At 43.5% G+C, this 24,840-nt stretch carries 26 protein-coding genes; 7 read left to right on the forward strand and 19 right to left on the reverse strand.

Features of this window, described 5'->3' with window-relative positions; all coding sequences use genetic code 11:
- Positions 1-6: 6 nt before the first annotated feature.
- On the reverse strand, positions 7-585 hold the full coding sequence (locus ACEN86_RS20420; protein ID WP_495632309.1) for a hydrolase: 579 nt from the start codon (positions 583-585) through the stop codon (positions 7-9).
- 126 nt (positions 586-711) lie between these two features.
- Between ACEN86_RS20420 and ACEN86_RS20425 the strand changes: the two genes are divergently transcribed.
- Complete coding sequence (locus ACEN86_RS20425) at positions 712-1,599, forward strand: TetR/AcrR family transcriptional regulator (RefSeq protein ID WP_495632310.1); 888 nt, start codon at positions 712-714, stop codon at positions 1,597-1,599.
- A gap of 116 nt (positions 1,600-1,715) precedes the next feature.
- Here the strand turns inward: ACEN86_RS20425 and ACEN86_RS20430 are convergent, their stop codons facing one another.
- From ACEN86_RS20430 to ACEN86_RS20475, 10 genes are all read right to left on the reverse strand, one after another.
- Complete coding sequence (locus ACEN86_RS20430; RefSeq protein ID WP_495632311.1) at positions 1,716-2,096, reverse strand: hypothetical protein; 381 nt, start codon at positions 2,094-2,096, stop codon at positions 1,716-1,718.
- Between the two features lie 282 nt (positions 2,097-2,378).
- Positions 2,379-3,242 carry an alpha/beta fold hydrolase gene (locus ACEN86_RS20435; protein ID WP_495632312.1) on the reverse strand — a complete coding sequence of 288 codons (864 nt, stop codon included), beginning with the start codon at positions 3,240-3,242 and terminating at the stop codon, positions 2,379-2,381.
- Positions 3,243-3,430: 188 nt separating this feature from the next.
- Positions 3,431-4,420, reverse strand: coding sequence for a serine hydrolase domain-containing protein (locus tag ACEN86_RS20440; RefSeq protein ID WP_495632313.1), 990 nt, complete (start codon positions 4,418-4,420; stop codon positions 3,431-3,433).
- Positions 4,421-4,621: 201 nt separating this feature from the next.
- Positions 4,622-4,948 carry a heme oxygenase gene (locus tag ACEN86_RS20445; protein ID WP_495632314.1) on the reverse strand — a complete coding sequence of 109 codons (327 nt, stop codon included), beginning with the start codon at positions 4,946-4,948 and terminating at the stop codon, positions 4,622-4,624.
- 67 nt (positions 4,949-5,015) lie between these two features.
- Complete coding sequence (locus ACEN86_RS20450) at positions 5,016-5,711, reverse strand: ABC transporter ATP-binding protein (protein WP_495632315.1); 696 nt, start codon at positions 5,709-5,711, stop codon at positions 5,016-5,018.
- Positions 5,711-6,832 carry an ABC transporter permease gene (locus ACEN86_RS20455; protein WP_495632316.1) on the reverse strand — a complete coding sequence of 374 codons (1,122 nt, stop codon included), beginning with the start codon at positions 6,830-6,832 and terminating at the stop codon, positions 5,711-5,713. The genes ACEN86_RS20450 and ACEN86_RS20455 overlap by 1 nt, the downstream gene beginning before the upstream one ends.
- A 119-nt stretch (positions 6,833-6,951) precedes the next feature.
- Entirely contained in the window at positions 6,952-7,521 is a 570-nt protein-coding gene (locus ACEN86_RS20460) for a TetR/AcrR family transcriptional regulator (RefSeq protein ID WP_495632317.1), read from the reverse strand.
- Positions 7,522-7,669: 148 nt separating this feature from the next.
- Positions 7,670-7,921 carry a TetR-like C-terminal domain-containing protein gene (locus ACEN86_RS20465; RefSeq protein ID WP_495634364.1) on the reverse strand — a complete coding sequence of 84 codons (252 nt, stop codon included), beginning with the start codon at positions 7,919-7,921 and terminating at the stop codon, positions 7,670-7,672.
- Positions 7,911-9,659, reverse strand: a complete 1,749-nt coding sequence (locus ACEN86_RS20470; protein WP_495632318.1) for an ABC-F family ATP-binding cassette domain-containing protein — start codon at positions 9,657-9,659, stop codon at positions 7,911-7,913. The genes ACEN86_RS20465 and ACEN86_RS20470 overlap by 11 nt, the downstream gene beginning before the upstream one ends.
- 399 nt (positions 9,660-10,058) lie before the next feature.
- A complete protein-coding gene (locus ACEN86_RS20475) occupies positions 10,059-10,487 on the reverse strand; it encodes an Lrp/AsnC family transcriptional regulator (RefSeq protein WP_495632319.1) in 429 nt (142 codons plus the stop codon).
- Positions 10,488-10,614: 127 nt separating this feature from the next.
- Here ACEN86_RS20475 and ACEN86_RS20480 point away from each other — a divergent pair, with 127 nt between their 5' ends.
- Both ACEN86_RS20480 and ACEN86_RS20485 read left to right on the forward strand, forming a co-directional pair.
- Positions 10,615-10,989, forward strand: a complete 375-nt coding sequence (locus ACEN86_RS20480) for a hypothetical protein (protein WP_495632320.1) — start codon at positions 10,615-10,617, stop codon at positions 10,987-10,989.
- Entirely contained in the window at positions 10,986-11,429 is a 444-nt protein-coding gene (locus ACEN86_RS20485; protein ID WP_495632321.1) for a GNAT family N-acetyltransferase, read from the forward strand. Before ACEN86_RS20480 ends, ACEN86_RS20485 begins: the two co-directional genes overlap by 4 nt.
- Positions 11,430-11,827: 398 nt before the next feature.
- Here ACEN86_RS20485 and ACEN86_RS20490 read toward each other — a convergent pair whose 3' ends face one another.
- The gene (locus ACEN86_RS20490; protein ID WP_495632322.1) at positions 11,828-12,496 is read right to left on the reverse strand and encodes a TetR/AcrR family transcriptional regulator; all 669 of its coding nucleotides are present in this window, start codon (positions 12,494-12,496) and stop codon (positions 11,828-11,830) included.
- Here ACEN86_RS20490 and ACEN86_RS20495 point away from each other — a divergent pair.
- Positions 12,459-13,439 carry an SDR family NAD(P)-dependent oxidoreductase gene (locus ACEN86_RS20495; protein ID WP_495632323.1) on the forward strand — a complete coding sequence of 327 codons (981 nt, stop codon included), beginning with the start codon at positions 12,459-12,461 and terminating at the stop codon, positions 13,437-13,439. The two genes, ACEN86_RS20490 and ACEN86_RS20495, sit on opposite strands and share 38 nt — an antisense overlap.
- 123 nt (positions 13,440-13,562) lie before the next feature.
- Here the strand turns inward: ACEN86_RS20495 and ACEN86_RS20500 are convergent, their stop codons facing one another.
- Entirely contained in the window at positions 13,563-13,859 is a 297-nt protein-coding gene (locus ACEN86_RS20500) for a hypothetical protein (RefSeq protein WP_495632324.1), read from the reverse strand.
- 95 nt (positions 13,860-13,954) lie between these two features.
- Positions 13,955-14,929, reverse strand: coding sequence for a helix-turn-helix transcriptional regulator (locus ACEN86_RS20505; protein ID WP_495632325.1), 975 nt, complete (start codon positions 14,927-14,929; stop codon positions 13,955-13,957).
- Between the two features lie 209 nt (positions 14,930-15,138).
- Here ACEN86_RS20505 and ACEN86_RS20510 point away from each other — a divergent pair, with 209 nt between their 5' ends.
- Positions 15,139-15,933, forward strand: coding sequence for an alpha/beta hydrolase (locus ACEN86_RS20510; protein ID WP_495632326.1), 795 nt, complete (start codon positions 15,139-15,141; stop codon positions 15,931-15,933).
- 152 nt (positions 15,934-16,085) lie between these two features.
- Here the strand turns inward: ACEN86_RS20510 and ACEN86_RS20515 are convergent, their stop codons facing one another.
- Positions 16,086-16,631, reverse strand: coding sequence for a TetR/AcrR family transcriptional regulator (locus ACEN86_RS20515; RefSeq protein ID WP_495632327.1), 546 nt, complete (start codon positions 16,629-16,631; stop codon positions 16,086-16,088).
- Positions 16,632-16,779: 148 nt separating this feature from the next.
- Here ACEN86_RS20515 and ACEN86_RS20520 point away from each other — a divergent pair, with 148 nt between their 5' ends.
- Positions 16,780-17,667, forward strand: coding sequence for an NAD(P)H-binding protein (locus ACEN86_RS20520; RefSeq protein ID WP_495632328.1), 888 nt, complete (start codon positions 16,780-16,782; stop codon positions 17,665-17,667).
- A 210-nt stretch (positions 17,668-17,877) separates the two neighbouring features.
- Here the strand turns inward: ACEN86_RS20520 and ACEN86_RS20525 are convergent, their stop codons facing one another.
- Positions 17,878-18,291 carry a hypothetical protein gene (locus tag ACEN86_RS20525; protein WP_495632329.1) on the reverse strand — a complete coding sequence of 138 codons (414 nt, stop codon included), beginning with the start codon at positions 18,289-18,291 and terminating at the stop codon, positions 17,878-17,880.
- Between the two features lie 788 nt (positions 18,292-19,079).
- On the opposite strand from ACEN86_RS20525, the gene ACEN86_RS20530 reads away from it, so the two are divergent.
- Complete coding sequence (locus ACEN86_RS20530; protein ID WP_495632330.1) at positions 19,080-20,918, forward strand: helix-turn-helix transcriptional regulator; 1,839 nt, start codon at positions 19,080-19,082, stop codon at positions 20,916-20,918.
- A gap of 210 nt (positions 20,919-21,128) precedes the next feature.
- Here the strand turns inward: ACEN86_RS20530 and ACEN86_RS20535 are convergent, their stop codons facing one another.
- The 3 genes from ACEN86_RS20535 to ACEN86_RS20545 all read right to left on the reverse strand — a co-directional run bounded on the left by ACEN86_RS20535 (position 21,129) and on the right by ACEN86_RS20545 (position 24,720).
- The gene (locus tag ACEN86_RS20535; RefSeq protein WP_495632331.1) at positions 21,129-22,754 is read right to left on the reverse strand and encodes a S8 family peptidase; all 1,626 of its coding nucleotides are present in this window, start codon (positions 22,752-22,754) and stop codon (positions 21,129-21,131) included.
- A gap of 135 nt (positions 22,755-22,889) precedes the next feature.
- Complete coding sequence (locus tag ACEN86_RS20540; RefSeq protein WP_495632332.1) at positions 22,890-23,690, reverse strand: hypothetical protein; 801 nt, start codon at positions 23,688-23,690, stop codon at positions 22,890-22,892.
- A 7-nt stretch (positions 23,691-23,697) separates the two neighbouring features.
- Complete coding sequence (locus tag ACEN86_RS20545) at positions 23,698-24,720, reverse strand: AAA family ATPase (RefSeq protein WP_495632333.1); 1,023 nt, start codon at positions 24,718-24,720, stop codon at positions 23,698-23,700.
- Positions 24,721-24,840: the final 120 nt, after the last annotated feature.

Below are 24,840 nucleotides of genomic sequence, written 5' to 3' on the forward strand. Positions count from 1 at the left end.
ATAGCTTTAGGATTCCCCTTCAGAAAGGGCAGAGATGATTTCTTGTGTGGTCCGGGTACGCCCGATGCGCGGGAAAATATAGTTCTTCACGTAATCATGCTCGGTCTGGGAAAATCCGGTCATCGCATCAATCGCAAAAATCTGCTGATAGCCGCGCATAAACGCTTCCCGCGCAGTTGTATCCACACCAAGTCCGGTTGCGATACCGCATAAGACGATGGTATCGATTCCCCTGCGGCGCAGCTGCAGGTCGAGCTCCGTTCCGTAAAAAGCTCCCCACTGCTTCTTGGTAATGATGTGGTCTGTGTCAGCGACCCCCATTTCCGGGACGATCTCATCCCATCCCTCAGGCAGATTCAGTGCAGGTGCAGGGGTATCCAGCTTCGGTTTTGGGATATCCTTCAGATCTTTGCTGGATACCCGGACCAGGGCAACCAGAGAGCCTTGCTTACGGAATGCATCTGCCAAGGCGGCGGCGTTGGATACCACCTGCTCGGCGGAATAAGGGGCGTATTGGTTCCCTAACCACTTTTGCAGATCAATGACAACCAGCGCTGTTTTTTGCGGATCAAATAACTTTTCCATACCGACATTCTCCTCACTATTCTTATTTGACTGCAAGTCGTAAATTGTGAACTTATAGTCATTTGACTTGATGTTTTATATTTTGTACTATGATTCATAGTAAGTCAAGGAGGGAGAATCTTTTTTATGATGTTGACAAAGGAAGAGGTCGTACAATCCGCGACGAGGCTTTTTAAGGAACGCGGGTTTCTTTCGACGACGATACAGGATATTGCTGAGGATTGCGGTATTTCCAAGGGATCGGTCTATAAATACTTTCCTTCCAAAGAGGATCTCTTTAGCGAGGTATTTGATCAATGTCATAACCACTATTTTGATCAAGTCGATGAGCTGACACGCCTTCCCGGACTATCGCCGGAAGAACAGTTTGTTCAGCAGATCGTTCTGCGATTCCGCTACTTTATGGAGTACAAACATATTCTGGTCGAATTTACTGAGCTCCCTATTCAGCAGGATCCCAAGTTCCAGCCGCTCAGACACAAGGTTAGGGGCCGGCTCATCCGTTGGCATAGAGAGTGCTTGCTGCATGTGTATGGCGAGGAAATCGGGCCGTATCTATGGGATTTGGTAGCCATCTATCGGGCGATTCTGAAGGAATATCTATTTTGGATTGTATATGAGGAAAGGTCGTTATCTCTCGAGGAGACGGCGAAGTTCATCTTGGACAAGCTCCATGTGCTCGTTAAGCATATGAAGGCGTCCGATCTTAAGTCTATGCTGAACCAAGCTTCATTCGAGAGGTATCTAAACTGGGGATTCGAGGACCGGCAGGGTGAGAAGGAGCAGATTCTCTCAGAACTGTTCCGGGAGATGGATACGGCCATTAACACGATCCCGGCTGGAGCCGTTCATCGTTCGGAGATAAGGGAGCTGTACCGTTTTATCCAGGCAGAGGTTAGCAAGGAGACAGCGAATCATCCGTTGATACAGGCCTCGCTGCACTATTTGGAGAGGGAGAAGGAACTTAAAAGTCTGGTCGTTCAGTTGAGAAATATTATATTCTCAGGTATTTAGTTAGCCTGATGGATAACTAAGATAAAGAGCAAAACATCAGTTTTGCTCTAAAAATAGTTATATTTCGTCCTCTTGCCTATTTCAGCAATTCTTCATACAAAAGCCTTTAAGCAGAACTATTCAATATTGTACGTTATTTTATAACTGCCCTTAGTATCATTACCCGTGATTTCAAACCTGTAAGTTCCATCTTTGCTTACTTCAATGTTCTCCTTCCCCGACTTGTTAGTACTCAGAGCCTGAAGCAGTTGATCGTCGGGGTCGTAAAGCTTTATTCTCAATTCTCCTTTTTCCACCACCGACTGGTAATCAATAACAAGCTTTTTGCCATTATTTAGACTAACTTTCTTCTCTTCCGTACCTGTAAACAACCTGTATGAAGCCTCAATCCTAGTGCCCGTGTTGGAACCCACAAACATTAGCTTCTTGTCGCAAGCAACCAGCAACATTCCAATCATCAACACCAATACTCCCAGAAAGATTCCTTTCTTCTTCATCTGTTTAACACCCCTTAAAATTGGATTGGCTTACGGCAGTGAGGACATTGTATCGGCTTACTCCCCATTGCAGTTTCCGAAAGAGAGTCATGCTGTCTTCGAACGAACAAATATAGGAGAATTCCGATGTAATTCGGAATATAAATGACGGATAGATTAACATTGTTCGAATTTTCACAAATGAAATTAAGAAAGAATGGCTTTTGTTTACTCCATATTTTGCGTCATTTGTGATACGGCTCTCCGCCCCGTCTGTAACGACAAGTTCTAGTGTTGTGGAATTCATTTCTGTAGAAAATGATTCGTTAATTCGTTTACAATTTTCGCATGTTCCATAGTCAGTGCATGGCTTGCACCAGCGATTAAATGGGATTCAAGATTGGGAATCAAGCTTTTCGCGTTTGCTATCGCCTTATTAGCTGGATATATTACCTCCTTGTCTCCTATAAGGAGCAACGTTGGAGTGTTGAAACCATGAAATTCCTCTTTAGAAAATACGGAGGGCATTACCTGTAGAAGCGGTTTCGCATGACGATAACCCGCGATGATTTGAGAGCGAAATACAGGGTCTAATGGCTCTCCTTTTCCTGAAAACCATCTAAAGGCATTATCGATTGACTTCTCCGAATGAAACAATAATGCAGGATACATCTTTGTAAAGAACTTATAACTTATTTTATGGAAAGACCCGGCTGGGGCATACAGCATCAGTTTTGACACGCGGTCCGGGTGGGCAAGTGAAAAACTTAATGACAAGAGTCCCCCCATCGAATGACCTGCCATATCTACTTTGTTGAACTGCAGAGCGTTCAAAACTTCAAGGATCCACTGCTGCGCGGACTTCCTAGTTTTTATACTAACCACAGGTTTGCTTTTTCCGAAGTCACCCATGACATCCATAGCGTAAATGCACCGTTCTTGAACCAACTGCTTCACATTGGGGAACCACATCGTACTGCTCATTGTCATTCCATGCAGAAGAAACAATGGCTTCTTCTTCGTATCGCCGAAGCGTAATATATGCGTTTCTCCAAACGTAGTCGGGATATAATGTGATGTATAGTCCATTTCAAACTTTTCTAAACTTTTCTCGTAACAAAAGGAGTATTCTTTCTCGGCTAATTTGTTTTTGAAGATAGACTTCATTACAATGCCTCCCCATTCCCAATTCATGGAATTATACCATAAAAACTTGCCATTACTTATGATACGGTTCACCACAATGTGTCTAGCACAAAGTACAGTATGATCACAAGGTTACATATCAATATAAACAATAACCTACCCTGTTGACGGAAGTGGGTTTTTGAACAGAGCTTCCTAAGCGTCCGAACTCATTGGGACAAGATACATTTCAGTACTAAATTCCCGAACATTTGAATGTCTTCGATATAATCATATCCTGGTGGATTAGGTTCAAGTTGGTTTAACATTCTGACTGCTACTACGTTATACTCGGGAATAACTAATACAGCATTTCCATAGAAACCAAGTGATTGATATGAACCCTCTGGGAGATCATTTCCTAACTCAGATGAAGGTCGGCTCTTGTCTTTTACCCACCAAAAGAACCCATTTCGAGGTAAAGTTTCGTCGAGTTGGCTTGGAGTGACTACTGTAACAGCTTGTTCAAATATCCGACTAGGTAGTATTTGTTGCCCTTTATATTTCCCCTTATTTAGATGCAAGTTTCCCCAAATGGCTAAATCTCGCGTACTTACAAATAAATTTGCCTCGCTGCCGTGATTGCTTATGTAATCTTCATCAACCCACACCAATCTATCATTTCTCTCTTTTATCCAGTCTGTATTCATAAATCCATAAGGTACAAACACTCGATCTTTCAACACTTGTGCAAGAGACTGGTCAAATACCTTTTCTGTGATTCTAACAAGCAAATTAACTCCAGCATTATTGTATTTCCAGTCTGTTCCTGACGGGAATAGTCTTACGTTTGGATCTTGTATGCCGTGTGTATGTGTCAAAAGATGCCGTATTGTTGTATTACTTAATACGTCTTCGTTCAGATCGTCTAAATAATCAACTACATAATCATTAATACTTCTAATTTTCCCCTCATAGAGCGCAAGGCTAATAGCAAGACCAAGATATGTTTTGCGAGTTGATGCCACATTGAATTGCGAATCTTCATCAATCAATCGACTATTAAGAGATTTATCATGATTTCCAGAATAAAACTCATTTACTATTTGATTATTTTGCATGACTAAAACTGATGATGCCGATGCAGAAATTTGATTCCTAATATTCTCAATAAAATGATTAAGTTCACCAAAAGCGTTATGTGATCTAATTAAAGTCATGGTATCCGCCCTCTGTTAAAGGAATTTCCAAACAAATATTCGACAGTTTTATTATGTTAACCTGCCTGTTAGCTTATTTTGCATGCTATTTCTACGCAAAAGTACCCACAGCCCAAACACCTTTTATCAAAGTGTCCAGTCTATGGGTACCGGTTTACACAGTACTTGGATTTAGTATATAACCTGTCTGCCGTATGGGGCCTATCGGCTTCTTACTGATTCCACTTCATAAGTGATGATCTCACTTCCGAGAATTGGAGATTCTTTCTTTTCTGCCTTTGATCCTGGTTCTGGACGCTGGTGCGCCGATTTAAAGGCATCGCTATTCCTCCAAGCAGTAAAGGAATCCATGCTCTCCCAATACATATTTACATTTAACTCATCGTACTCAGTTAAGTTCTGTGTCAACAATACTTCTACTTTTACAAAGCCTTCGAAAGTGTCTAGCGGGCCTGGTGCTGTAAAACTCGGTGCCATTACCGCTCCCATTCCTTTTTGCACTTTAATTCTGTTCGTGACGACGATCATCCTTACCCTCTCCCTAACTATTCAAAATTTTAATTACTCACAAAATTAAGAGGATTCCAATGACACCTTAATGGGTCGACTCCAGCTCCGTTAAAAATAACTTGCCATCTTCCATCCGATATACCTTGTCGCAATAGGTAAGCAGCCGTTCATCGTGTGTGACCATAATTGCCGCTTTGCGGCGTGTTCTCACCTCATGGGCAATCAAGGAGACAACTTCATGAGCGCGCTTGGTATCCAGGCTTGCTGTAGGCTCATCCGCCAATATGACATTGGGATCGTTAATTAGCGAGCGGGCAATAGCGGTACGCTGCTTCTCTCCCCCGGACAGCTCCTCCGGGTAGCTCTTCAGCTTACTGCCTAGACCAAGCTCTTCAAGTAATTTTATAGCCATAGCTTTATCTGCTGCACTAACCTTTCCCGACATCCGCTTCACGAGAAGCAATTGATCAATAACGTTCAGGTATGGAACCAAATTCGAGGCCTGCATGATAAAACCAATCTCATGCAATCGGATATCGGATAGCTCATTGCCTGACAGCTTCGATATGTCCTTCCCATTTAGTATGACCTCTCCTTCGGATGCCTTAAGCAGTGCACCTGCAATAGATAGAAAGGTGCTTTTGCCCGAACCGGACGGACCTACCACTGCGACGAACTCACCTGGCTCCACTTTTATGGACACTCGGTCTAATGCCGCAATGCGATTCAATCCTTCGTTATAATATTTGGAAGCTGCTGTTATTTGCAACCCTTCAGTCATTATTCAACCCTCCCAAGTGCCTTAAGCGGATCAATTCTCGAAATCGTACGAACGGATACCAACGAACTAAGCAGTGAAATCACCAGCAATACAATGGAATACGTGAACACCATCTTCGTATCCAGCATGAACGGCATGCCTTTGGGCATGATTGCCGCTGCCCCATATGTCAATAAGATGCCAACGATAATGCTTGAAAGCGACAAGACGAACACCTGTGAGACTACAGCTTTACCTAAGAATCCATTCTTGGCTCCGATCGCTTTCATAATCCCGAACTGGTTGGACTTCTGCATCGTGAATACATAGAAAAACACGCCAATAATGAATGCCGAGATCGCAAGCAGGAACGCAAGCATCATCATGATGGTGCCATTCTCTTCTTTGTAACCAGGCATTCCTTGTACAGCTGCCGCACGAGTAACCGTATCGGTCCCCGAAAGCTGTTCATTTATAGTATTCGGGTCAATATCTTTACCTTGAAGCATGATCGCATTGACGGGACTCTTGACTCCCTTGTCCGAGCCAGGTGCGGCAAACGCGAGCTTTCGCCACTCTTCAATAGGTGTAAATACAGCTGCTACGTGGTTATACGTCTGATTCTTGACAAAGCCGGCAATCGTCAACGATTCCGTTGAACCATCCAATTGGAAGGTGTCCCCCAGCTTAAATCCTTCGTCTTTCATCGTCTCATTGACGATAACCTTCGTCATTTGGTCGGATGTCAGCCCCGTCCCTTCCATAATCGCCGGCTCAAGAAAACTCCCCGGGTCAATTCCAATAATCGCTATATCTACTTTATCCTCATTCAACTTGCTATTCCCTTTAATTGCCGATGCCATGGTGGTTCCCATAGGTGAAACAGCCCTTACATTCGGCATCTCTACTAATTTAGCTGACAAATCATTAGACAATAAAGACTTACTCATTGAGGCCTTTGATCCTTGTTGGAAAACCACATAATCAGCCTTCATCGTCTTAACCGTTGAAGCCGCAAGCGTAGATAGCCCATTCCCCAATCCTGATAATATAAACACCAACCAAGAAATAAGCACAAAAATGATCGCAATCATCAAAAACCTTGTCTTGCTGTGTCTCAATTCCTTCAATGCCAAAAACATATGCTGCTCCTCTCCTCTACACAAATAAATGACACGCGTGTCAAATTAATCACCTATCGTCCGCCTCATATTTCATTATAGGTTTTAACTGACACGAGTGTCAAATATATTTGCACTCCTTATCGGCTTCCTGCCCCTCCTAGCCACATCTGGAACAATAGCTTACTCCACTGAGGTGTAGGAATATTCATCATATTGGGCGTATCGATCAGGTTAAAAAATACACCTATAATTGCAGGAAGGGGGATGCTTGTATTCAAATGTCCCTCTTCCTGAGCACGAGCAAACAATCGCTCTAGCTGACTTTTTAAAGTCACATGCGCCTGCTCCACAAATTCAAGGTCATCGGTCGCAGCCGCAGAATTGGCTTTATTTATTTTATGTGCATATCCAAGCAATTGATGGAAGCTAGCTTCCTCCAGATATACATCTAGCAGACTTTGAAGGGCATTCATGCAATCCGTTTCATCAATAGCCGACGCCTTTTGTAATATATTCTCCATGGATCGTTTCATACAGGCCGCTACGATCTCTTCTTTGTTGGCATAATACTGGTAAATCGTGCTTCTTGCTCCAACCAGGCTCTTGGATAACAACTTAAGTTGAAACCCCTCATAACCGTATTCGAGAAGCACTCTCTTGGTTTGGTCAAGCAACTCTGATTTTGTAAAAGCCTGCTTTCTTCCCATGTTAATCACCGTCCCTATTAACTAGCCGTAGTCTACATTGTAACAAAAATTTCGCCCCATTTGTGATGCGGTTCTGTGTAACGGGGCTGTCGGCGGAATGGCGGACTTGGGGCCACAGTTGTTTGTGGTAGGGTTCCCCTCACAGTCCTTATTCCGTTTCATTTGGAGACGTTAACGGATTTTTGAGGGCAGGGAGCAGGACGCCGTCGATTAGTGAAGTGTAGAAGTGCTTGTCGAAGGTTTTGCCCTGTACGAGTCCGCGATAAGAAGCCATTGAAGTAATAACCTGGCAAGCCATCTCAATGTCCGCATGGGTGGAGATTTCACCGCGGCCTATGGCCCGCTGCATGAGCTCACGATTCCCGAAACGTCTAAGCCTGTGTCGCAGGCTAGAGCGCAGACAGCTGCTTGATCAATCCTTCCAGCTCGTCGACCAATCCTTTTGCAAGTTCGAAATCCGTATCTTTTAAGGCCGATTCGATTTGCATTTCGACTGACTTTTTCTTTTGCTCAGTTTCTAAGTAGTCTTTATCGAAATGACTGGCGTAGATCATCTGTCTGAATTTTCGCATACTCATTTTTCGAATGGTCTTATTGTCAACGATCAGCACATAATCCATCCCGTTAACGACGGAATAGAAATCGTGCGACACCATAACGATCGCACCTTTATAGTCGATGATGGCTTTTTCTAGCGCGATCTGTGTATAGATGTCCAAATGGCTCGTCGGTTCGTCAAGCAGCAGCAGGTTGGCTTGACTGGCCGCGACTTTTGCCAATTGCAGCATGTTTTTTTCTCCGCCGGACAACGATTCTATTTTTTGCTCAAGGATCTCTCCTTCGAAGCCGTAGTTCGCCAGATACGCTCTGACCTCGTCATAAGTCTTGAATCCGGCGTCGATGAATTCATGCAGGATCGTATTCGAATCTTGCAGCGTTTCGCCTTGAAGCTGAGATAAGTAAGCCACTTTCGCATCCCTATGCACTTCGATCGACTCATGATTGTTTCGGAAGATGTCCCGCAGTAAAGTCGTTTTCCCCGTGCCGTTCGGACCGATGATAGCGACTTTATCCATGGATTTGATCTCGAAGTTTACGTTTTGGAGCAGCAGCTCGTCGAAGGCCACGCTATAATTATCGACTTTTACGACAACAGCATCTTCCATTTCATGCTCAATCCCGAAGCTGATATCCGGCTGCTTGATCTCGACGAACGGCGCTTTGATTCTGCGCGCTTCCAGTCTTTCTTGGAACTTCACTCTGGCTTTTAACGCTCGGCCTCTGGATGCTTCTGAATTATAAGTCGCGATCGCTCTGAGGTTGTCGATGATGTGATCGTATCGCTCGATCTCTTCTGCTTCTGCGACGGCAATCTCCTGCAGCTCGATTTTGGTCTGAAGCAGCGAGAAATGATATTCGATATAGCTTCCGTCAAACTCTTGAATTTCCGTATTTTCCAGGTGAATGATTTTGTTGAAGCAATGGTTTAGAAGATAGCGGTTGTGCGTAACAACCAGCAGCATGCCTTTGTGGGAGTTGATTAATTTTTTGAGCGCGTTCAGATTTTCGAAGTCCAAAAATACATCGGGCTCGTCCATGATCATCAAGTCCGGATTGGTCAGCATTTCCTTCATGACTTGAATGAGTTTGAATTCCCCGCCGCTTAAGGAGGTTACGCTAACGTCTTTTAACTTCGCGAGATTGGCCAGATTCAGCTTCTTATGAATGCGGCTCTCGAAATCGTCCCCGCCCATCGATTCCAACGCGTCCAGAGCGAGTTGATATTTCTCCATCAGCGAATCCATATCCGATGTCGTCGCCATTTCGGCATAAATCACGCCCAGCTTCTCTTGGATCTTGGTAAATTCTTCACTAATATATTCAAAAACGGTCATTTCTTTCTCCGGATCCACCTGCGAGAACTGACTGACGTACCCGATTCGGCAGTTCGGATCGATCTCCAGCTTGCCGTCGAATAAATGCTTTTCCGGGTCCATCAGGATCTCGATCAGGGTGCTTTTCCCGCTGCCGCTTGTTCCGATAAAGGCGCAGTGCTGCCCTTCTTCGAGTGTGAACGAAATGTCGGTATACAGTTCTTTTTGCGGGAACGAGAAGGATAAGTGTTCAACTTTGATCATTTGTGTTACCTTTCTTGGTAGCTGAAATGGGGTTAATTAGAGGTACTGCAGAACATGAATACGGAGTCTGCCGCACCTCAGATTAACACTGATTACGGCCAAATTCAATGCCTAGACCAGGACCCGCTTACGAAGATATTCGCTCAGCTAGCACTTACTCATCTTAGGTTTTCCGTCGTTATTTGGCCGCCCAACTTGTCCGCATGAAGCCAAAGTTCAAGAACTACGCGTCCTTTGTGCTTGTTGATGCCATTTGAGAAAGTATGCTTATCCAATTGGAGAATGATCTCCTTCGCTTTTTATCATATGCTCTTCTCTATAGTTAGTGCTTACTTATGATACGGTTCCCGCGCTGTCTGTAACCGCAAGCCTCGCACAAGCCTCTACTCTGTGCAAAGGCTACTTGATCTGCTCGATCGATAGACTCAGCTTATAGTTCCCATACTTTAGTATCTCCTCTAATAGCTTGTTCAACTCCGTACCGTTGCTGATCCGAACACGCAGCCAATAACAGCCTTCTCCGCCTACGCGATGCACCTCCGCCACTGGTTCGGTCGACCGGACGAAGTTTCGAAAGGCTTGATGTGCTTGATTCGAGTTCATGAAGACAATAAGAAAGGCATGAACATTTAATCCGATCTTCTCAGGATTCCAACGCAGCGTATAACCATCAATAACGCCGCTGTCTTCCAGCTTTCGCACCCGCGCGCCAACGGCCTGCCCTGTAAGATGGACGATCTCTCCGATCTCCTTGTAGGTAAGGAGCGCATTATTTAGCAGAACTTCCAGAATCCTCAGATCTATATCGTCAATAGCTTGGTTGGCCATTTGGCATCCACTTCCTTTCACAACGTAAGCAAACCCGCCTGAAATCGTTCATCAAGCTATGTAGTGAGTCCTGAGACTACTGCTAAAATTAATATTATCACAGCTCAATTTTTCGGGAGGAATTCAGATGAACATTCAACTCATTCGACATGCAACTTTATGGATTAAATATACGGGGGTGACCTTCCGAAAAGTAACCATTCAGCGGACGATCGGTCAACATGGGACAGGCGAAGTCGGTCAGAAAATGGGGCATGTGTCCGGGCCCGATATGACAATCGTCAATGCAGGCGGGGCGAGGTTTGCCGGCGGTGGCGTGATAACGATGAATGAAAATAATGTAATCGAGCTAATCCGATACGCGCCATACACCCAGGTCGTTGCCGTTCATATGGATTCCATCAACCATTGCCATGTCACAAGGGCCGCGCTACGGACGAAGCTCTCCGGGAAACAGTTGCTCGATCGTGTCTACATCCCGAAGGATGGTGATTGGTTATGAACCGGACGAAAACAGATACCTCCAATTTGATGTTATCGACGGATAGGAGCTTGCTCGACCTACCCTTTGCCTACCACTATCTACATGAGCATATGTACTGGGCGAAAAATCTAACGTTTGACGCTTTCGAGAGAGCCGTCGCCCATTCAGCAATCGTGGTCGGTGCGTACGATTCCTCGGTGAATGGACAACTGGTTGGATTCGCTCGGGTCGTCTCGGACTGCGCAACTTTCGCCTACCTGACCGATGTCTTCGTGATATCTAAGTTTCGTGGACAAGGCTTGTCCAAGAGGATGATGGAGATCATTGTAAATCATCCGGATCTGCAAGGACTGAGACGATTCTTACTTGTGACCGAAGATGCGCAGGAGCTGTACGCCAAGTTCGGATTTGAACTACTGAAGGACACAGCAAACTGGATGCAAATATACAAAGGATAACCTTACACGGATAAGCAAAGTATGCGCCGCAAGGAATTCTCTCTAAAAACTTGCCGTTACTTGTGGTAAGGTTGAATTTGATATTTGCTCGCAAAATCATTGATTTTCATATCTGCCTCCTTCCATCAAAATCATAACATTGGAGTAAAGTCCAGGGTCAACTATTTATTCGGCGGCAGGAGTCTCTTTGGAGTCTAATGATTTCCCTTTCCATCTCCGCAAAAACCGCGCTAGACTGTGAATCTGCAGATTAGCAATGAACAAAAAGCTCCGAATCGACTTGATGGGAATCCACATTTGTCGATTGGGAGCTTTTCTTATTGAATTCTTTTTCCCGTTATTAAGGACAGGGGCGCCGAGCTGCGGCATTTCTTTCTGCAAGCAAAAGGCCGCCTTCCCTATTCCGTTTCATTTGGAGATGTTAACGGATTTTTGAGGGCAGGGAGTAGGACGCCGTCGATTAGTGAAGTGTAGAAGTGCTTGTCGAATGTTTTGCGCTGTACGAGTCCGCGATAAGAAGCCATTGAAGTAATAACCTGGCAAGCCATCTCAATGTCCGCATGGGTGGAGATTTCACCGCGGCCGACAGCCCGGTGCATGAGCTTACGATTCACCACAGCCCACGGTTCGAAAATTATTCCGTTAATGGATTCCGAATTCTGCGAAAAAAAGGAGCCGAGGCCTGCCAGTACTCGAAGTTTGCGTTCACCTTCTTCGAGCGATTGCGGCTTCAATAGCGCAAGCAGATCATTGCGCAAGGTTCCCGTATCGGGCAAGTGGTCAAGCTCTAGATGATTTCGATTCATCCAAGTCAAGGCATCTCGGACTAACTCTGCCTTGGAGGACCAGCGGCGATACATTGTCGCCTTCCCGGCCTTCGCTCTAGCTGCGACCATGTCCATGGTCATTCCATCAAAACCGGCTTCAGCCAGGATGTCGATTGTCGCTTCCAGAATTTTAGCATCACGCGTGTGATCTCGTTTACGGCCTAATGTTTTTGCTGGTTTTTCCGCTACTTCGTCAGCTAATTTGGATCCGACTGTCTCTTCATTATTATTCTTATCCATAAAATTTAACCCTCTTTTTCGATACTTTATAGTTCCGGAACTTGACAGTTCCGTATTTGGATGCTTTAATCTAAGTATCCCACACAGAACAGGGAATTTAAAGGAGGAGTATACCATGGACAAAAAAGTTTGGTTCATCACGGGAGCCTCTCGCGGTCTAGGACGCATATGGGCAGAAGCCGCACTCACGCGTGGCGATAAAGTTGCAGCTACCGCCCGCAAATTGGAGGACGTTGCCGATTTGAAGGAACGTTTCGGAGATCTCGTTCTTCCCATGGCGCTCGACGTAACGGATGCTGAGCAGGTTCGCCAGGTCGTTCAGCAGGCTCATTCCCATTTCGGCAAGCTGGACGTCGTCCTCAACAATGCCGGTTATACTTTGATGGGAATGATCGAAGAGGCAAGCGAAGACGATGTCCGGGCGCTGTTCGACGCGAACTACTTCGGTTATCTTCGCGTCATCCAAGCCGCCTTGCCACTCCTGAGGAATCAGGGCAGCGGGCATTTGATCGGCGTATCAAGCGCCCTTGGGATCGAGGCCAGACCGCTCATCGGCTTCTATTGCTCCTCCAAATGGGCGGTCGAAGGACTCCACGAGAGCCTGGCACAAGAGGTCAAGGACTTCGGGATTAAGGTGACGCTGCTCGAACCCGGCGCCTATGCGACCGAGTTTGGCGCTTCAGGTAAGCGAGTACCGGAAATGGACGTCTATGCCGATGTACGGAAGCAGTTGTTCGCGCGTCTATCAAGCGAAAAACGCGGCAACCCTCAAGCGACGGCAGAAGCCGTTCTCAAGATCGTGGACGCAGCGCAGCCCCCACTACGATTTGCGCTCGGCTCGGAAGTCTTGCCTACGGCACGCGGCGTCTATGCTGACCGTCTAGCTACCTGGGAAGCCTGGGAGACGGTCTCGAATGCAGCGCAAGGCAGCTCTGTGCAATAAGCCGTTGCAATATATATCAGATAACCAACCGGCTTTCTATTTTAGCAAAGGAACCTCTCGACTTATTCGAAGAGGTTCCTTGTTATAACCATAAATTTCGCATTACTTTTTTAAGACTTACACCTAGACAATGGTCACTGTTGCAATATCCCTTCCTGCCCAGAGATTAAATCTATAGCCTGTTTCGAGCAATTGCCAAGGTGCTTCATCAACTATAAAAGCAACATCAGCATAGGTATCCCACGTACCATCAATATGTCTAGTTATCCTAACTAGTACAGTCCATGTATCACCATAAAATATCTTATCCTTGATTTCACCATAGTTCACAACAATATCACGCATCCACTCGTTCACTGGAAACCTACTGGGGTCCTTTTTCCAACTTACAAGGGCTTTAATATACCTTCTGTTGTCCACGATAATCCACCTTCTAATAACTCGTTGAAATGTTCTACATGCTGGCAACCATCCAGCCAAAAGAAGCGCCAGGACACTGAATCAAAATCGAGAGACTAGGAGCTTGAGACATTGTACTCCTTAAGAGTACGAACCAACCGCTTTTTGATAGCTTCTCTCAGCTCTTCCGGTTGGAGCACGACCGCCTCAGCACCGAATGAAAAGAAATATTCGGAGAAAAACGGTATCTCTGACCTGGAAATACCGGCTTCTAATATCCCCGTTCCATCATGGGAAACATCAACCTTTCCCCAGGGGAAAATCCAACTTCTATCCCGAAATAATTGAATACCCTTTGCCGTTAGCTTCACTTTAACATCAACACTTTCTTGTTTGCCGTAGAAATGTAGTCCCCAGTTCGTTAAATTCACCTCCGAAATATCCACTGAAGGTGATATGGCCCCGGCATCCGCCCAAGCGGCTGACCCTATCCGATCTACCCGAAACAATCGGAAGCCTTTTCGCAAATCGCAGTAAGCCGGGCAAAACCAATATCCCTCATGGGCATATATCCCGATGGGTTGAATCGTTCTCTGTTGGGTCTCATCCGCCCGCGTTCCATAATGGATTGTCACGGGCAACCTTTTAATGGACGCTTGGAGCAATATCTCAAGGTGGTCCGCTCGTTCTTGACGTGTATGTGTAAAAAAGTCAACTCGGTGTCGCATCTCATCGATCTGGCTTTTCACATCGTCCGATAAATATCTGAGAAATTTGCGAAGTGCAGATTCTGCAGATGCCTCGAAGGGCAATGAACTGAAGTGTCGGAGAGCATGGGAAGCAAAGAATATGGAGAATGCCTCATTCTCGGTAAATGAAATAGGTAGAAGGGTCCGCTCCGTAAGAACATGGTATCCACCTCCTGCACCAACTTGAGAATATAAAGGTACCCCCATACCACTTAGCTCTTGCAAATCACGTAGCATGGTTCGGGTAGATACACCAAATTCTTCAGCAAGCTCTTTGACGGTGAATTTACGTTTACGATTTACGGCCATCATCAACTCAATTAAGCGTCTCGATTTTCCCATAAAATAATCCACCGCCCAAAATAATAGTGACAAGTTTTGTCGCATTTAGATTATACACTACGAATAGGCAGGACCGCAGGAAATAACGAACAAGAAAAGGAGTCGATTTTATGAGTAAAGAACAGCGTAGGATGGTGGATGCATTGATCCGGCGACCCCAACCCACCCAGCCTCAAAGCGTCGAACAAATGCGCAGAAGTTTCGCTGCTATGATGGCGACTATGAAAGTACCTATGGGCATACGGATCACACAGACTACTCTGGGGGGTCGCCCCTGTGTGGTCGTTGACCCGGAAAAGAATGCGCATCCTGGGATCATTCTCTATATCCATGGAGGATCGTATATTATGGGTTCACCCGACACTGCCATGTCACTAACCGCAAATCTAGTCAGCAGAACCAACATTCGGTCTGTCTCACTCGATTGCCGTTTGGCTCCGGAACACCCATTTCCTACAGCTCTTGAAGATGCTCTAGCAGCCTATCGTGAACTATTGGACGAGGGAGTAGAGGCGAATTCTATTGTATTCGCCGGCGACTCGGCCGGTGGCGGTATCGCTGTTTCGACTTGCCTAATGGCACGGGATGCAGATCTGCCAATGCCTGCAGCGGTAGTGACATTCTCGGCGGGTTTGGATAAGACGCACTCCGGTGCAAGTATGGATAGCAAAACCGGGCTCGATCCGTTCTTCACCCGTGAGAGCTTTGAATACACGGATGCGATGTACCTCGCGGGACAAGATGCGCGCCATGAACTCGTGAGCCCGGCAAGATTCGCTGACCTTACCGGATTTCCACCATTGCTGCTACAAGTCGGAACCAACGAGGTACTCCTTGACGACTCTACCCAGTTAGCCGAACGTGCTTGGGCAGCGGGCGTGGATGTAATTCTTGACGTTACCGCTGACGTGCCGCATGTTTTTCAGGCGTTCTCTGGTATTCTCGATGAAGCCGACCAAGCCCTAGACCGTGCTTCACTCTTTATCACACAGCATCTCAGATGAGGCCCTGTACTTATCCAACATTTCGCCGTACTTGTGACACGGTTCTCAGCACTGTCTGTAACGGCAAGTTTTTTGTCTCTCTTATTCCTCGGGGTCATCGAGCTGGTGTTCTTGTCACCCGACTTTCGGCGCTGGAATAATCAAGAACTCTGTCAGTACTGACAGAGTTCTTGATACACCTCATAAACTGCGAGCACCTGCTCTACAAAGCCTTTCTCGGCACTTTCAATCCATTTGTTAAAAGCCATGTGAAAAATTTCAACCGCAAATCGTGCGGCAAGCTCTGACAGCTCACTATCATATTTGACAGACAAAACGTTTGTGACAGACTCAATCAGCGCCTGGCTTTTCAGCAGCTCACGCTCCTGCAAATCAGGGTTACTTTGAATAATTTGATTCCGTGCCAGCACCCTCTCCCGCTCGCCATCAAAAAAACTAAAAACCGAGGCAAAGCCATCAACCGCAAGCTTCAGCGGCTTTTGCTCGACGTCAAAATGGCCCGTGATATAAGCCGCGACCCGCTCCCCCATCTCATTTCTTGTGTCAAAAAGCACGTCAGACTTGTCCTTGAATTGCCGGAAAAAGGTTCTCTCCGTCACACCTACAAGGCTTGCAATCTCTTGCACCGTCGTATTTTCATAGCCTTTTTCCATAAATAATTTTGTGGCCGCCGCCTGCAGTTTCTCTTTACTATTCATTTTACCATTCCTATATTTGTAATTTTATACAGTTTCGCAAAAAGGTCAGTAACTGACATTTTTTCTTGACAACAGTATCCAGCAAGCGCATAATGATCTCAAATGTCAGTCACTGACATTACTTTATCAAAAAGAAGGAGAGAACACAATGAAAATCACAGTTCTCGGCTCACTCGGCAATATCAATCGTGACTACCTTCCACGCCTCATCGCAGACGGTCACGATGTCACCGTCATCACAAGCTCCAAAGATCGGATCGCCGACATCGAAGCGCTTGGCGCCAAGGCTGCTGTCGGCTCAAACCGTGACGTTGACTTCCTCACCAAGGCTTTCACAGGCAGCGACGTCGTTTACCTCATGATTTCTGGCATCAATTTTGCCACTGGCACGGATATGTGGCAGACCGCCATCGAGCTTTCTGAAAATTACAAGGCCGCCGTTCTAAACTCAGGCGTGAAAAACGTCATCAACCTCAGCTCCGTCGGCGCTGACAACCCCAACGCCGGCATCCTTTATAGCTATCATTTTGCAGAAGACGCGCTCAACTCGCTCGAAGGCGTGAACGTTGTTCATATACGCCCTGTCGGCTTTTACAGCAATCTTTTTGCCGACATGCAAAGCCTCAAAGCCCAGCAAACCCTCTTCAGTCCAATCTCAGCCGACGTCCCGCAAGGGTGGGTCAGCCCCGTTGATATCGCGGACGTCGCTTACGCTCTGATTTCTCACACCCCAGCGGGAAAAAGCACGAAATTCGTAGTAAGCGATTGGGCCACAAGCAACGACTGGCTAAGTGCTCTTGCTGAGAATGATGTCGAAGCCAAATTCCAGCAAATTCCCGTCGAAGCTTTCTCTGAAAATATGAAGAACATCGGCTTCCATGAAAACACCGCCAACGGCTTCGCCCAATTGTACCGCGCGGGTGAAAACGCCGACGAGTTCTACGCCAGCCTCCGTGCCACCGACTACCACCTCGGCAAGATCAAGATTGGAGACTTTGCAAAGGTTTTTGCAGATGTATATAAAAAGTCAGTTTAAACCGTTTTGGAGACGGATTAAGTAAGAAAACGCGCCATAGCGCGTTTTTTCTTTCGTTAACAGCTAATTTTTATTTTGGGTACACAAAAACTTGCCCTACCTGCTTTCGTCCTGAACGTCGCGACGCTTCTTGCAATAGATGAAAAAACCCGGCCTTTGTCGGACGGGTTGATTCATTTCGTATATTTGGGGATGTTACGTTCCAAATGATTAGTTCGTCACTCCTAAAGAAGCAGCATAGCCACCATACAACACTTCTATATGGTAAGTCTGACCATTCGCCATGGTTACCTTAATCGTATTTGTGCATTGTCCAACATCCATTTGCGATCTCGGAGGGTTGCTATGTGCGGTTTGTGTAGCAATCAACTGGCCCTGCATGTCATAGATGTTAATCGTCGACCATGAGTAAGGGCTGTTTATCCGAGTCCCTACAGTATTTACCGTATAAGAATAGGTACCCGCGGCAGGTGCGGTAAACTGAAAATCGTGTTGGGAAGAATTAACTTGTACACTTGAGCCGAGGGTAACAATCGGATACGTAGTACTTGCAAAAACGTTTGTAACGGAACTCAACATGGCGAAGCATAATACCATCATAAGCACTAAAGTTTTTCTTTTCATATCAATGACCTCCTTATTAATGAAAAAAGTTGACCTTTGTCATGCACGCCAATACGGTTATTCGGTTCTTGTTTTTTCTTGCGATTTCCGTAACGAGCCGGTCTACGATGATAAATTTCCAAACGATGCCTGTCCCCAAAGGAACTTGATCCTCATTGTCGCCTCCTTCCTAGAAAGGGTCCGATGCAATTGTTATTATAATGTATTCCTTCAGCAGAATCTTAACAATTCGTGCGCTTTTGCTTAACGATTTGTGCTATGTTCTTTGATCTTCGTGCCTAATTATTTCACCCATGCCCTACAACATGAGAAGCCCACTTAGAAAAGACCTGTAAGTTGCTTAATGAAGATATTATTGATACCTCTCTCCGAAAAACGAAGAAAGAAGCCATCGAAGAGGACGCCCGGCATCCTCAAGCTAAAAGGGCTTATGGCTTGGTGGGGATAACGACTTTACTCTTCTTAAGAAGTCCGGGCATCCATCTAAGCCCCTATACCTTAAATTGGCCTAGAAGCATGCAAAGAGCCCGGCTGTGAACGACCATTCCCAAGGCGAAATATCCGCCCTACTTATGATATGGTTCACCGTAACATTTGTAGGGCGAAATTTTTAGATATTCTCAACTTAGATCCAACTCTAAATAATATCCATAATTTTCTTGACAAACCCTTAAACAAAATTTAACCTTGAAAAAAAAGACCATTCAAATAGATTGTGATTAATGTTTTTATAGCTTGTGAATATAATTCACAAGCGTGATGGAGCTACATAGAAAGGACTGAAAATCATGTTGTTGGTTGGTTTAAGAGAAATCGCTGATATATGTGGAGTATCCTCATCATCAGTAGCAAATTGGAGAGTAAGAGAGCCTAGCTTTCCAAAGCCTGTGCAGGAAATAAAAGCAGGACCTATCTTTGACTTATATGAAATAGAACAGTGGATGCTTCGAAAAGGCAAAGATACAAGTAAAATTATATCTCTTAAAAAAAAGGGTGGAACTGAAAATATGCTAACAAAAAAAGTTTGTATAGTAGGTAGAGCAAGGGTGGGAAAGTCACGGCTTATTTCAAGATTCCTGAAATACACAAGTTTAGCACGTAGACAATTGGAGTCAAGCGGTAAGGATTTTACAAAGCTTAACTTCAAGTTCTATCTCACAAAAGGACTGGAAAGGAAAAGCTTTATGCGTTATTTAGCAACTGATTCTACATTAAACGGTATTGAAGTACCATTTGATGATGAACATGAGGATGAAATAAAGAGCTTTTTAAGACGTATTGAAAAAGAAAATTATTATTCACAAAAAGCAGATGGAGAGTTGGCAGGTAAACCACGACAGTTAAGTCTTTTAACAGATAGTATCGAAATCGTAACTGAAGCGAGTTCATTAGCAAGAGAAATAATGGGCGATACTATTGATTGTCTAATTATTACAGATACCCCTGGTGTTTCAGGTGATGTGCCACTTAATGTTGCTAGTGATGCCGATGTATATCTATTGATGATGAGAGATGATAATGATAAAGAATTTCGCTTATCCATTGAAAAGATTATACCAAAGATAGCTGGTTCCAACGTATTGTTTATATATCGTAATGGTAACACTTATACAACATTAGAAGGTTATAATGAAGTATTAAGACAGGTAAAGGACGCAGTTGAAGATTTTACGGATGACTTATCAAAGTTGGTAGGTGATTCGGTACTTAATACGTCATTAGAAGTACTAAACCCTTCAGGAAAAGTAATACCTATGGGAGCATTTGATATAGTAACACTGAATTATGTAGAAGAATGTTTTAATAAAGATTTAATCGATAAGCTAAATATTATATTTTCCACAAAGAAAGGCGCTAATGAGGAACAGGTAATTATTGAATCACTTATTGAGTGTAGTAAACCAAACGTAGAAGTTAATTATACAACTGGTGATGTAATTGCTTATTATGATAAAGTTATTAAACAATTCACTTTACCAAACTTAGGTCCTTCTTGGAAAATTAACTTTAGGAAAGAAGGACATGACAGGGTAAAAACCAAGGATAATTACAGAATAGAAAATTATGCAGAATCAAATTGTAATTATGTGTTAGATAATCTGTATAATTTATATAAGGGTATGAAATACGATAGTTCTTATAAAGTACCAAAGATAACACAAGAAGCTGTCATCAAGTTAGTATATCTTAGATTAACAGAGTCCATTAAGTTTGATTGCGGGATATTCGCAGGTGGACATCCATTCGAAGATAGTGCTTGCAAGACAATGTTTGTAGAAGAAGCTATATTTGCAGATGAGTTGCTAAGTAGGGGTAACACACCTGCTTTGACCGTTTCTGATTATTGCTATGTAATGCGTGCAAATGGTGTATCATCCGCAACCTGGAATTGGGTTTACAAGAAAACACCATATAGCGGGGAATACGATTATTGTAATAACAAGTTAGATATCATAACGCATTGTGGTCTAAATAACTTGCAGTCAAATAATACACAGCAGTTGATATATAACACATATACAATGGGATTATTTAAGTTAGGGCAGTATAATCTTTATAGTTTTTTACTAAGTAATGTTAGTGCAAATGACGTACCTAATAAGCATACTGCCATGTCTTGGTTGTAAATATTTTACCTTCCATTTGAACATAGTTTTGTTGGCTTCTTAGCATAAAGTCTCCGAGTAGTTCAGCAGTCTACGAGCCCAACTGTACCAACGTTCTTCCCTGCTCTTAGAAAGCAGTTAATACGAAATTGTACTAATAACTTGCCTCTGAAAATAATATTAAATGTAAATACAGGGTACCTTGTTAGGTACCCTGTTAAAGAGATGTTTTTAGATAATCGTAACTTCAGTTTCTGTTTCAACTTTCGCTTCTACCTCTGCCCTAATCTGCTCATAAATTTCGATATCACGATTTATTGCTTCAAAACTAATTACTAATGAGTAAAAGGCCTTTATGCTAGGATCTTTGTTCCATCCAGGGTGTCCAATAACAGCGATATTAAACCCACTGGTTAACTCATGAGATTTAATAACCGCCCAATCCTTTTGAAGTGTACTAGAGTTTCTTGAAATACCGCCTATTCCTGTGTTAGCACGATTACCGATAGTCCAAGGAATATTAGATTCATCGTCCCTATCCTGATGATTTCTTCCGTGAAGAACACGATTTGTAAATGACGTCGAACTTTCACCAATATTACTACTTTTCCAGTCTAGCCATGTCGCTAGGTAACCCCTCAATTTCTTCCTCGTTCTTCTCGGTTTTGCTACATAGGATAACGTTATTTCTATTAAAATATCATACTCTTCTCCGGCAGTTCTTATTGACTCTGGGATAGGAACCTCATAAACATGGGCTTCTTTTGAAATAATTTCTATTTGACCTGATGTTGTTAAAGTTGCTCTATAAGGGCCATTTTTCGTTGCTCTATCTACATTTGGCACTCCATATCCCACGTGTCTTAAGACATTAACTTTTTCACTTTGTGGGACAGTTGAAGCCCAATCAGGCCATCTAGCAGATTGCGCTAATAAAGCTCTATATAACAGGGTCGGCTCGTCAGGTAACGTTTTTTGTATGCTCGCTAATACGTGTGTCACCTTAGGTGTAGCAAAAGAAGTACCAATATTATCTTTTGCAAATGCAGGTGGAGATGAGCGAATTAGCTCAGGGCAAACTTCCGGTGGGTTAGTAAAGCTTCTTGGCGTACCGTTATCAATGACATACGTTCCACCGTACTCTACTACATCAGGTTTCAATGTATCCCAAATACCTAGCCCTGTTGCAGAAAAAGCCGATGGCCACCCATCTCCTCCAAGTGTTCTCCTATCAACCTCCGTAATCTCCATATGACTAATCGAACCAACAGTTATCGCCTGTAAACTTTGAGCAGGACTTGGTATTCTACACGATCGCTCTAACAAATAATCAGGATAGCTCCTACCCGCATCAAGATGTTGCCTTATTCCATATCTAAATGGTCCATTGAAATCAGTCGAGATATTTCCTGCAGCCTGTACAAATAAGATATCATTTTGATACGATAGATTGTCCATCTCCGCAGGCCAAGAAGACATATGTTTGAGTCTGATTGGCGAAAATCCAGTAATTGAATGATTAAAAATACGTGTATTTGTCTCTCCTAAATATTTTTCAACTATTTCACGTAGTAGTTTTGGAGGGAATAATCTGCTAGGCATTGAGTTCCTCTCGTTTAATACTCTAGCATTTTGAATCCAAAACTCAGCCGATATTACACCAGCCTTAGGAATTTCACTTGGATACAAAACAGCGCCCGCCACTCTAGTTCCATGTCCACCACCATTTACCTTATCTGATATATCAGTCTCATTTGGTAAGAAGCACTGAGACATATTTGTCTCCACCGCAGGATTCAATAGTCTATGTCCTTCTTGTATTCCACTGTCAATAATACAAATCCTTGGGGCGTTCACTTCAGGCGGAAGTACTTCAACCTCATTTATATCATTATAATCTAATTCATCTTGATCTCTTAAAAATCCTATTTCGTCTGGTTCAACTACCTCAAAAACATATGGGAAGTTTAGAGAGATGTCCTTTAAGCCTTTTCAATTTATCTCAACTCTAGCTGTAAAGCTATCAGAAAGCGACGTTACTGCGTCACCTTCTTCAAAAATGCTAATAATGTTACCACCGTAAGCGTTAATAAAGGTTTCTAACTGTTCTTCTCTCTCTATTTTAAGTTCATCTAGTTGTATATATAGTTCTTGAACCTTTCTTTCCCAACGAGAGAGTCTTACTTGGAATCTTTCTTCACTTTCACCATCATTTTGTTCGACCCGATCAGGAATAACAAAACTACCCAAACACTCAATGCCGATATCTACAGTATAGATCTCGTTATCTCTAATTTGGGGCCACTCTAGATAAATTTTTTCAGAAAGTATTCTTTGTAGGCGAGCATCAATATTTTCGTCACCGTGCATTTGATGAATTTGTGCGGCACTTCCTGATCTCGGTAAATTTTGAGTGAATCTATTAACTTTTTCAAAGAAATTTACCATATCTATGTCTTCAGTAGCTATTACAATAAATCCATCCTCTTGCTCTGACACCACTTCAAAACCAAAAGAACGTAGAAAATCAGTATCTACGTTCGGATCTATTTCTAATAATATTGGAATAGCTCTAGGTAGATCAGGAAGACCTTGTTCATACCTAAGATTAACTTTTTGTCTCCAGTCATAATTAATACTCGTCGCTTTATTACTAAGATTTCCACCGTGTCCTGCTCTGTTGTTTCTATTAGCTAATGTAGTTTGTGAAGTATGCCCGCCCCCGGTAAGATATGCTCGGTCTCTGATGATTAAGGGTAAAGGTAAGTGATTATAGTTACCTTGTTGAACCATGTAATTATTACCCCATATTCTCGTAATTTTTTGTCTGACTGATAATATTCATTAAATTCTTGTGTGAAACAATATCACATCCGCTTAAAATAGCCTCTTTAGCGGAATTTTCCGAAATTTTCACGATTTCTGCTGCTGAATATCCTTTAAGCCGATCGACAATTTCTAGCCACTCGATGTCATTGGATAAACTAAGTAATGAAAGTGTAACTTTAATAAGTTTTTCGATCTGTTCATTTCCTGGCTTGCGAATTTCAAATGCATCGTCAAACCGACGAAATAATGCTTTATCTAGCGCACCTTGTAAATTTGTTGTAGCTATAATTATCCCATTACCGTTATATTCATCTAAAAGTTGCAACAATGTATTTACTATTCGAGGGATTTCTCCCACATCTTGACCACCATCTCTGGACCTTGCAATAAAGTCGCATTCATCTAACAATAGGACACAAGGATTACTTGCTGTACTTTCAAAGAGGTTTCTTAAATTTACTGCTGATTCACCCAAGTATGAAGATAATATTGAATCAAATCTTACTTTTAACAAGGGTAAGCCCGTGTTCCATGCAATTCTTTGGGCACCTAAGGTTTTACCGCAACCTGGGGAACCATAAAGAAGTATTTTTTTTCTATGTTTTAAACCATACCTCGCCAGCCTCTCCCTGGCTGTAAACTCTTTTTCAATAACTGCAAATCGATCCTCGATGTCTGCTGGCAAAACCATGTGGTGTTCAAGATGATTTCTTTCGATTAATGTAGCTAAGGGTTGGTTATACCGTCTATCCGTTGGTAAACTTATTAAAGTCCTTTTATCTCCTAAGTTAGTCTGTTTGTTCCGAGGTACCATTTCTATTGATCTTTGGGATACCGACACTTTATTATTTATTATTTTGTCTAATTGTTGAGCGAGAACTTCATGCCCCTTTTTTTTCTCATCTTCAATAATAATATATGCTAGCTTTTCCAAACTATCGCTTCCGTTTTCGTTGATTGCTTTGAAAAGCCTTTTCATTAATGAGGCATTCACAATATTATCGCCCCTTTCTACTTCTTAACTCCGTCGGGTTAGCTTACATCATTAGAATTCCCGATTATTTACATTATAGTCGAATCAGTTTTCTCAGTGTGTATTATTTTAAAATTTCCT

Source organism: Paenibacillus sp. Paensp111 (assembly GCF_059492195.1).